This is a genomic window from Streptomyces sp. NPDC058375, from assembly GCF_042723425.1.
In the GTDB taxonomy this organism is placed as follows: Bacteria; Actinomycetota; Actinomycetes; order Streptomycetales; family Streptomycetaceae; genus Streptomyces; species Streptomyces durocortorensis.
Map to the genome: position 1 here is coordinate 1 of NZ_JBHXJG010000264.1, position 9670 is coordinate 9670.

The 9670-nt window shown below is 71.5% G+C and carries 7 protein-coding genes and 1 pseudogene; 4 read left to right on the plus strand and 4 right to left on the minus strand.

What is annotated here, in order from left to right; translation table 11 throughout:
- Positions 1-194: 194 nt before the first annotated feature.
- Positions 195-3158 (minus strand): BTAD domain-containing putative transcriptional regulator, encoded by a 2964-nt coding sequence (locus tag ACFWM7_RS29785; RefSeq protein ID WP_383266371.1) that lies wholly within the window; start codon positions 3156-3158, stop codon positions 195-197.
- 292 nt (positions 3159-3450) lie between these two features.
- Here ACFWM7_RS29785 and ACFWM7_RS29790 point away from each other — a divergent pair.
- Positions 3451-4455: pseudogene (locus ACFWM7_RS29790) on the plus strand (amidohydrolase family protein); the annotation flags it as partial.
- Between the two features lie 55 nt (positions 4456-4510).
- Here the strand turns inward: ACFWM7_RS29790 and ACFWM7_RS29795 are convergent.
- Complete coding sequence (locus ACFWM7_RS29795; protein WP_383266373.1) at positions 4511-5338, minus strand: MerR family transcriptional regulator; 828 nt, start codon at positions 5336-5338, stop codon at positions 4511-4513.
- A gap of 97 nt (positions 5339-5435) precedes the next feature.
- Entirely contained in the window at positions 5436-5810 is a 375-nt protein-coding gene (locus ACFWM7_RS29800; protein ID WP_383266376.1) for a cupin domain-containing protein, read from the minus strand.
- Between the two features lie 110 nt (positions 5811-5920).
- Here ACFWM7_RS29800 and ACFWM7_RS29805 point away from each other — a divergent pair, with 110 nt between their 5' ends.
- A complete protein-coding gene (locus ACFWM7_RS29805; protein ID WP_383266378.1) occupies positions 5921-6754 on the plus strand; it encodes an AraC family transcriptional regulator in 834 nt (277 codons plus the stop codon).
- Positions 6755-6931: 177 nt separating this feature from the next.
- On the opposite strand, the gene ACFWM7_RS29810 is transcribed toward ACFWM7_RS29805, so the two are convergent.
- Positions 6932-7135 (minus strand): cold-shock protein, encoded by a 204-nt coding sequence (locus tag ACFWM7_RS29810; protein ID WP_003967102.1) that lies wholly within the window; start codon positions 7133-7135, stop codon positions 6932-6934.
- 377 nt (positions 7136-7512) lie between these two features.
- Between ACFWM7_RS29810 and ACFWM7_RS29815 the strand changes: the two genes are divergently transcribed.
- Both ACFWM7_RS29815 and ACFWM7_RS29820 read left to right on the plus strand, forming a co-directional pair.
- Positions 7513-8394 (plus strand): menaquinone biosynthetic enzyme MqnA/MqnD family protein, encoded by an 882-nt coding sequence (locus tag ACFWM7_RS29815; protein WP_205085498.1) that lies wholly within the window; start codon positions 7513-7515, stop codon positions 8392-8394.
- A gap of 301 nt (positions 8395-8695) precedes the next feature.
- On the plus strand, positions 8696-9670 hold a 975-nt coding region (locus ACFWM7_RS29820; protein WP_383266380.1), incomplete at its 3' end, for a serine/threonine-protein kinase.

Here is a 9670-nt window from a genome sequence, read left to right on the forward strand (position 1 = left end):
CTCATGGTTCGCTCCAACGTGGATCAGCGGACAAGGCCGGAAAGCCCGTCCGGCGACTCCCCCGGAGGTCGCCGGACGGGCTGGGGCCGCCAATCTAACGCCGCGGCCGCCGGGAGAATCCGTCTGCCCCCCGACGCGACGGATTCCTACTGATGAGAGTGCAGTGGGGGGATAAACGAACGATGAACGCCCTGTCAGGGGCACCCTTGGTCCATGCGCTGCGGGGACAGGAGGCTGCGAACTTCCGCCGCTTCCTGCGAGCCGTGGTTCTCGAAGATCGTCAGGGCTTCGACCCAGCACGCATGCCCCCGGTCCACTTGGCCCAGAAGCTTGAGGGCCTTGCCCAGGACGGTCAGCACGGTCGCGCGGCGCCACTCCCCGCCGATGCCCCGGAGTGCGATGGCCTGCTCGGCATGCGCGGCAGCCTGAGCCGAACGGCCGGCGAGAAGGTGTAGTTCAGCCAGTCGGAAGTGCGTCATCCCTTCCCAGAGCGGCTGACGACTCTCATGGAAGATGTCCAGGGCTTCGGAGAGTTGGGTGAGCGCCTCATCCAGCTCTCCCGCCTGGGTGAGGGCGATTCCCAGGGCGTAGCGCCCGTTCGCCAGACGCAGACTCAGCCCCTGACGGTCGTATATGTCGACCCCTTGCCGGGCAAGGGTCACCGCGCCGCCCGTCCGGCCCATGGCCAGCTGTGCCCGCGACAGGTTGCAGAGGGCGCTCGCTTCGCTCGGCCAATTGCCGTCGCTCCTGAAACTTGCGATCGCCACCTGCAGGTACTTCTCCGCCTCCGCGTAGCGGCCTTGGTAGACCGCGATGAAGCCGCGGGTGTTGGCCGCGTACCCGCCTGGAATCGGATCCTCGTTGGCCTCGGAGAGGGCCATGGCCTTCTCGGCCTCTTCCTCGGCTTCGTCGAACCGGCCCGCGAAGTGGAAGACGTTCGTCAGGGCAGTGCGAGCCCTGCCCTCGGCATGGACATCGCCTGTACGGACCGCGGCGGCGAGCACGGCCTGAGCGGCCACCTCGTACCGCCGGGAGTTGGCCCCGGATTCAGGCAGGTCCTTTGCGGCCAGCAGGAGGTCGGCCGCCCGCCGCAAGGAAGCCGAGTCGGTGCACTGGTGGGCGCAAGCCAGGACGCACTCCGCCTCCGCGTGAATCCAGTCCAGCGCTGGGCCCCGCTGCTGGAACACCAGCCCGGGCTGATCGACGCGCGCCAGGTGGTCCACCAGCCGGTCCCCCGGCCGCTCCAGCGCATACACCCCCGCAGCCGTCGCCAGATAGAAGTCCAGCAGCCGCGACAACGCCGACTCCCGCTCCACCGCCCGCTCGTCCCGCTCCGCGCACGCACGCGCGTAGAGGCGCACCAGGTCGTGGTAGCGGTAGCGGCCCGGGGCCGCGGACTCCACCAGGCTCGTGTCGACCAGGGCCTCCAGGAGGTCCTCCGCCGCGTGCGGGTCCAGGTTCAGCAGGGCGGCCGCCGCGGCCAGGGAGATGTCCGGGCCGTCCGCGAGGCCCAGGAGGCGGAACGCGCGGGCCTGGGCCGGTTCCAGTTGGCCGTAGCCGAGTTCGAACGTGGCCTTCACCGCGAGGTCCCCCGCCTGGAGCTCGTCCAGCCGGCGCCGCTCGTCCGCGAGCTTCGCGGCCAGGACCGACACCGTCCAGGTGCGGCGCGCCGCCAGGCGGGAGGCGGCGATGCGGATGGCCAGGGGCAGGAAGCCGCACGCGGCCACCACGTCCAGGGCCGCCTCCCGCTCCGAGCCCACCCGCTCCCCGCCCACGATCCGGGTGAAGAGCTGGAGCGCCTCCTCGGGCGACATCACGTCCAGGTCCACCAGATGCGCCCCGGCCAGGTCCACCATCCGCACCCGGCTCGTCACCAGCGCCGCGCACCCCGGCGTACCGGGCAGCAGCGGGCGGATCTGGGCGGCGTCGTGGGCGTTGTCGAGGAGGATCAGGATGCGGCGGCCGTCCAGCGTCGAGCGGTACAGCGCGGCCCGCTCGTCCAGCGTGTCCGGGATCGCCGAGTCCGCCGTACCGAGGGCGCGCAGGAACGAGCCGAGGACCGTCTCCGGGTCGGCCGCCCGCGCCCCCGCGCCTTGGAGGTCGACGTACAACTGCCCGTCCGGAAAGTGCCGGCGGGCCTGGTGGGCGACGTGCACGGCCAGTGTCGTCTTGCCTACGCCCCCGATGCCGGCCACCGCCGAGACCGCCATGACCGAGCCCTCCGCCGTGGCCAGCCGGCTGCCCAGTTCCGATACGAACGCGGACCGGCCGGTGAAGTCGGGCACGGTGGCCGGGAGCTGCGCCGGCCTCAACGGCGCGGGCGCGGGGGCCGGTTCGTCCGCCGGGCGGGCCAGCTCCTCGTCGGCGCGCAGGATCCGCTGCTGGAGCTGGGCCAGTTCGGGGCGCGGGTCCACCCCCAGCTCCTCCGCGAGGAGGCGGCGGGTGTCCGCGTACACCGCGAGCGCCTCCGCCTGCCGGCCGCTCCGGTACAGCGCCACCATCAGCAGCTCACGCAGCCGCTCCCGCAGCGGGTGCGCCGCGGTGAGCGCGGTCAGCTCGGAGACCGCCTCCGCGTGGCAGCCCACCTCCAGGTCCAGGTCGAGCCGCGTCTCGGTGAGCTGGAGTCGCCACTCCTCCAGCCGGGTCCGCTGGTTGTCCGCGTACGGGCCGGGAACGGAGGCCAGCGCCTCGCCGTCCCACAGGCCCAGCACCTTGTTGATCAGGGTGCGCGCCTGGCACCGGTCCCCGGCCGCCCGCGCCTTCTCCGCCTCGGCCGCCAGGTCCTGGGCCAGGGTGAGATCCAGCGCGCCCCGGTCGATCCGGATCGCGTACCCGCCCGACTCGCTCACCAGCGTGTCCTGGCCGAGGATCTTGCGCAGCCGGGAGGCGTACGTCCGGATCGTGGCCAGCGCCTGCGAGGGCGGGTCCTCGCCCCAGAACGCGTCGATCAGCTCGCCCGCGGTGGCCGTCCGCCCCTCGCGCAGCAGCAGCGCGGTCAGCAGGGCGCGCTGCTGGGGCGAGCCGGAGGAGAGCAGCTCCGAGCCCCGCCAGGTCCGTACGGGGCCGAGCACGGTGAACCTGAGGGCGTCCGCCGTACCCGGTTTCTCCGGAGCACGCTGCTCCGGTACGCGCACGCGTGGCCCGCTGTCACGGTCCATTGATGCCCCCTGTCCTGCTCGCCTGCCGGTCCCGCTCGTCTGCGGATCCTGCCGGTGGTGCCCGCGTCCGCATGTCCGCCGTGCGCCGAAGTGCGGTGTGCATCCGGATGGCGCGGTACCGCTGGTATCGCGCTCAACAGTCTGCCTTGTCCCGGGCGGACTCGTCAGCAGTGGGTGACGCTCTGCACAAGCCCTCGACAACGATTCGGGAACCGTGCCCCGTGCCCTCCCCGTCGCGAATGCGCGCACGCTTGCTGACGGGTCGTCAGATCGGCGCTACCGTGGAACGCACCTGCACCGCCCTCTCACCCGCCTGGACACCGCCGTCGGCTACGACAGGGACGAGATCAAGCTGGAGATCATCACCTACGAGCAGATGCGGCCCGGCTCCTTCTCGGTCCCGGACCGGCTCACCGACATGGACGTCAACCACGTTCAGTCCGCGCTCTGTTTCCCGACCTTCCCGCGGTTCTGCGGCCAGACGTTCACCGAAGCCAAGGACCGCGAGCTGGGGCTCCTCGGGGTGCGCGCGTACAACGACTGGATGGTGGAGGAGTGGTGCGGCCCCGAGGCGCACGGCCGCCTCATCCCGCTCACCCTCGTCCCGCTGTGGGACGCGGAACTCGCCGCCGCCGAGGTACGGCGCAATGCCGCGCGGGGCGTGCGCGCCGTCGCGTTCTCCGAGATACCTCCCCATCTCGGGCTTCCGTCCATACATACGGACGACTGGGATCCGTTCCTCGCGGCCTGCGACGAGACGGGCACCGTGATCGCCATGCACATCGGCTCCTCGTCGAGGATGCCGTCCACCTCCGCCGACGCCTCGCCCGCCGTCGGCTCCACCATCACCTTCGCCAACTGCTGCTTCTCGATGGTCGACTGGCTGATGAGCGGCAAGTTCGAGCGCTTCCCCAACCTGAAGATCATGTACGCGGAGGGGCAGATCGGCTGGATCCCGTACATCCTGGAACGCGCCGACGTGGTCTGGGAGGAGAACCGGGCCTGGGGCGGTGTCGCCGAGAAGGTCCACCGGCCGCCGTCCGAGCTGTTCGCCGAGCATGTCTACGGCTGTTTCTTCGACGACGCCTTCGGGCTGAAGAACCTCGACGCGATCGGCGTCGGCAACGTCCTGTACGAGACGGACTACCCGCACTCCGACTCCACCTGGCCCCGCTCCCGCGAGGTCGGCGAGGAGCAGATGGGCCACCTCGCCCCGGACGTCGTCGACCGGATCGTCCGCGGCAACGCCATCGAGCTGCTGGGGCTCACGGAGGACGGGCTCTGGGCGGGCCCGTGAGCCTCGGTCCGTACAGGGAGGAGACCGTGACCCCCTCCCCGTACGGGCGGCCGCGTCAGGCCTTCACCACCGGCTCCTGGAGCTCCGTCACCCACGCGCTCCGGTCCGCCGGGCACTCCAGGTTGACCTCGCGGCTGTATCCGGTGGAGCGGTAGCCGTTGGCGTCCAGCCAGCGGGCCAGGGTGTGGGTCGCCGGCAGGACGTCGTCCATCGCGCCCCGGTGCACGATCGTCGCCGCCTCGAACGCCGGCAGCTCCACCACCCGCACCCCCGTGTCCCCGACCGCGCCCACCGGGGCCGACACGGTCACCCCGGCGTGCACGACGATCGCGCCGCCGCCCCCGGGCGCGTCCTCGTACCGGGCGATCCCGGGACCGGTGGGCCGGACGCCCGCGCCCTCCAGGAGCGGGAAGAGCCGCTCGTACAGCGGGCCGATCACCGGCCCGATGTCCTCCGGCTGGTAGCTCGCGGCCGTCCCGGTCAGCTCGGCCACCCGGACCGCCGGAACGGTCTTGATCACAACGTCGTCGGCAGGCATGTGCCCCTCGCTCTCGATCGACCGGAGCCTCGCCTCGACCCGGGCCAACCGCGCCCTCGCCGCTGCCGCCGCCTCCGCCAGCTCCGCCCGCCGCAGTCGCAGCATGCCGCGCAGCTCCTCCGGGCCCACCTGCTCGTCCAGGACCGCCCCCACCTGCTGGAGCGTGAAGCCGAGATCCTTGAGCGCGATGATCCGGTTGAGCCGCGCGAGCTGGGCCGCGCCGTAGAAGCGGTAGCCGGTGGCGGGGTCGGTGCGGTCCGGGCGCAGCAGCCCGATGGCGTCGTAATGACGCAGCATCCGGGGCGACACCCGCCCGTACCGGGCGAAATCTCCGATGGTGAACATGTGGCTCCCACTGCACCCCTTCACACGGGGTCAAGGTCAAGCGTCGCCGGGGCGGACGCCGCATCAGGGGCACGGCCTGACATCGCCCGCCCCGCTGTCAGTCGAGGGTCTCGGCCGCCTTGGTCATCGGCCCTTCCGCGTCGCCGGTATTGATCGTTCCCGCAGGTTCGAACAGGAGGATCGCGGTCTCCTCCTCGGCCACGGGGCAATGTTCGACTCCACGGGGAACCACGAACAACTCGCCGGGTTCCAGCACCACATCGGCATCCCTGAGCTGGATGGTGAGCCGCCCGGTGATGACCAGGAACAGTTCATCGGTGTCCTCGTGGGTGTGCCAGACGAACTCCCCCTTCAGTTTGGCCAGCTTGACGTCGTAGTCGTTGAGAACAGCCACCTTCTTCTGCGACCACAACTCGCTGAACTGCGACAACTTGTCGGCGAGGTTGACAGGAACAGCAGCAGACCTGGACATGTGCGTAACCCTTCCCCAAGGCCGGGCAACCGGGAGCGACCTCGCAGGTCCTCCGGCCGGCGTCACGAGCCTGCCGCGTCCGGACTTCGCCGGTCTTGTACGTTCCTGACATGACCGGAGCCCGACCCCGTACGTCCATCAGCGCCTGGAGGCCACCGGTTCCGGGGATCACCGAGGTCTTCCACGCACACTTCACCGACCACGCGTACCCGGCCCACACCCACGACACGTGGGACCTGATGATCCTCGACGACGGCTCGGTCGACTTCGCACTCGACCGCCACCGTCACGGGGCGACCGCCGGCGCCGGGGTCCTCCTGCTGCCTCCGGGCGTCCCCCACGACGGCCGGACCGTCACGACGTCGGGCTTCCGCAAGCGCAACCTCTACCTCGATGACTCCGTACTCCCGCAGCGTCTGGCCGGCCGTGCGGTGGACGCCCCGGTCTTCAGCGACATGCTGCTGCGCCGGCGGATCGACCAGCTGCACGCCGCTCTCGTCCACGCCGGAGACGGGTTCGAAGCGGAGTCCCGCCTCTCGTTCATCCGTGAACGGCTCCTCTCCCACCTCGACGCGCTCCGGCCCCGCACGCCGGGGCACGAGGCGAACCGGCTTGCCGCCGGGCTGCGGGAACTACTGGACTCACGGATCCGCGTCGGCATATACCTGCACGAGGCCGCCGCCGTCCTCCATGCCCACCCCACCCACCTGATCCGCTGCTTCAAGCAGACCTATGGCCTGCCGCCGCACGCCTACCTCACCGGCAGGCGCATCGAACGAGCACGTCGGCTCCTCCTCGACGACCACCGGCCCGCCGACGTCGCCGCGACCGTGGGATTCCACGACCAGGCCCACCTGAACCGGCACTTCACCCGCCACGTCGGCACGACACCCGCGCGGTACCGGCGCACGCGCACCGGTCCTTCTGGCGCAACGTCTCCCTGACCCGGCGCCGGGCACCTCTTCACGCGGGGGCGAAGGCGTACGTCGCCGGGGCGGGCCCCGGACCGTATACAGGCAGGAGCCCCGTATACAGGCAGGAGCCCCGTTCCTCCGCCGAAGCGGGGGAGCGGGGCTCCTTGGGTACTGCTATGTACGGCCGCGATCGACCGACCCGGGCAACTAGGCCGGGGTGACGTTCTCAGCCTGCGGGCCCTTGGGCCCCTGAGTGACGTCGAAGTTCACGACCTGGTTCTCCTCGAGGGAGCGGAACCCGGACGCGTTGATCGCGGAGTAGTGAACGAAGACATCCGGGCCGCCGCCGTCCTGGGCGATGAAGCCGAAGCCCTTTTCAGCGTTGAACCACTTGACGGTTCCGGTAGCCATAAGCCCTCCTTGGGCCAAAGGGTTGCCCTGCTCCAGAACCTGCAAACAAGTCTGAAAACTACAAAAGCCTGCGGGTTACATGCTCCGCAGGCTCTGTACTGCAAGGGAAACCAAACTGCAACTTGCGGGCGAGCCTAGCACGCAGTCTCTGGAGAGCGGTAGAGGGAAAGATCACTTCACCCGAAGGTTTGACGACCCCCGTCGGGCGTCCGGCGGGAGGGTCGCCCGAGGGCCCCCGGAAGGGGGCGCGGAGTCGAGTGCGGGCGGGGCGCGGAGTCGAGTGCGGGCGGGGCGCGGAGCGGAGTGCGGGCGGGGCGCGGGACGGGGCGTGCGGCCCCGGTGGTGCTCACGGCCGGCTGCGGGTCTAGCCTCGCGATGTGGACAATTCAACCGTCTCCCCCCGCGAAGGCGACGACGACCGTCGCAGCCGGCCCCGCGTCGGCCACATCCAGTTCCTGAACTGCCTCCCCCTCTACTGGGGTCTGGCGCGGACCGGAACCCTGCTCGACCTGGAGCTCTCCAAGGACACCCCGGAGCGGCTCAGCGAGCAGCTGATCAGGGGGGACCTGGACATCGGCCCGGTCACCCTCGTGGAGTACCTGCGCAACGCCGACGACCTGGTGGCCTTCCCCGACATCGCGGTCGGCTGCGACGGGCCCGTCATGTCCTGCGTGATCGTCTCCCAGCTCCCGCTGGAGCAGCTCGACCGGGCCCGGGTCGCCCTCGGCTCCACCTCGCGCACCTCCGTACGGCTGGCGCAGCTGCTGCTCGCCGAGCGCTACGGCGTCCGGCCCGACTACTACACCTGCCCGCCCGACCTGGGCCTGATGATGCAGGAGGCGGACGCCGCCGTCCTCATCGGCGACGCCGCGCTGCGCGCCAACCTGCACGACGCCCCGCGCCTCGGGCTCCAGGTCCACGACCTGGGCCAGATGTGGAAGGAGTGGACGGGGCTGCCGTTCGTCTTCGCCGTCTGGGCGGCCCGCAAGGACTTCCTCGCCGCGCACCCCGAGCGGACCGCCCAGGTCCACGAGGCGTTCCTGGCCTCCCGGGACCTCTCCCTGGAGGAGGTCACCAAGGTCGCGGAGCAGGCGGCCCGCTGGGAGGCCTTCGACGCGGAGGTGCTGGAGCGGTACTTCACGACCCTGGACTTCCGCTTCGGCCCGGACCAGCTGGCCGGCGTCCGCGAGTTCGCCCGCCGTACGGGCCGGGACACCGGATACCCGGCCGACGTCCATGTGGAGCTGCTCGGCGGCTGAAGCCGGCGGCCGCACCCGGGAAAGGAGGGAATTCCCCTTTCCCGTTCCCGGGCCACCCGGATACGCCCGCCGGCTACGGAAAGGCGGGCGGCGCAACAACACATTCGCGCCTTTCCCCGGGGCGAAAAGATCCCCTCCTGACCGGAGAAGGGGGAATGGTCCGGCCGTTTCCCGGTGACCACGCCGGGGGCGCCCCCTAGGCTTCGGTCCGGGTCCGGACCGTCCGCAGGGATTCCGGAGCGTCCACCGGGATTGCCGTCCACGGGTTTCACCGTCCGCAGGGTTCACAGGGGGAGGCCATATGCAGCCGCTGGAAGCGGGCGAACCGCACACCATCGGTGCCTACCGGCTGCTCGGCAGGCTCGGCGCGGGCGGCATGGGCCGGGTCTATCTCGGCCGCAGCGCGGGCGGCCGTACGGTCGCCGTCAAGGTGGTCCACCCCCACTTCGCCCTCGACGAGCAGTTCCGCGCCCGGTTCAGGCGCGAGGTGGAGTCCGCCCGGCGCGTCGGCGCCCAGTGGACGGCCCCCGTACTGGACGCCGACCCGGACGCCCCGGTGCCCTGGGTGGCCACCGGTTACGTCGCAGGTCCCCCGCTCTCCCAGGCGATCACCGAGCACGGCCCGCTGCCCGAGCACGCGGTACGCACCCTGGGCGCGGGTCTCGCCGAGGCCCTCGCGGCCGTCCACGACCAGGGCATCGTCCACCGCGACGTGAAGCCCTCCAACGTGCTGCTCGCCCTCGACGGCCCCCGCCTCATCGACTTCGGCATCGCCCGGGCCCTCGGCGCGAGCGTCTCGCTCACCTCCTCCGGGGTCTCCGTCGGCTCGCCCGGCTACATGGCGCCCGAGCAGATCCGCGGCCGGGACGTCTCCGGCGCGGCCGATGTCTTCTCGCTGGGCGCGGTCCTCGCGTACGCGGCGACGGGCGCGGCCCCCTTCCCGGGCGACTCCTCGGCCGTACTCCTCTACAAGGTGGTCCACGAGGAACCCGAGCTGGGCGACCTGGAGGGCGAGCTGCGCGAGGTGGTCGCGGGTTGCCTCGCCAAGGACCCGGCGGCCCGGCCCGGCCCGGCCGACCTCGCCCGGGCGCTGGCTCCCGGCGGGGCGGCCGCGATGGTGGCGGCAGGCTGGCTGCCGGGCGGCCTGGTGCGCGAGGTCAGCCGGGCGGCGGTGGCGCTGCTGGACCTGGAACCGCAGGACGCGCCGGTGCAGTCGGGGCCGGTGCCGTTCAGCAGCGCCTCGCTGGGGGCGGGGGCCGGGCCCCGGCCCTGGCCC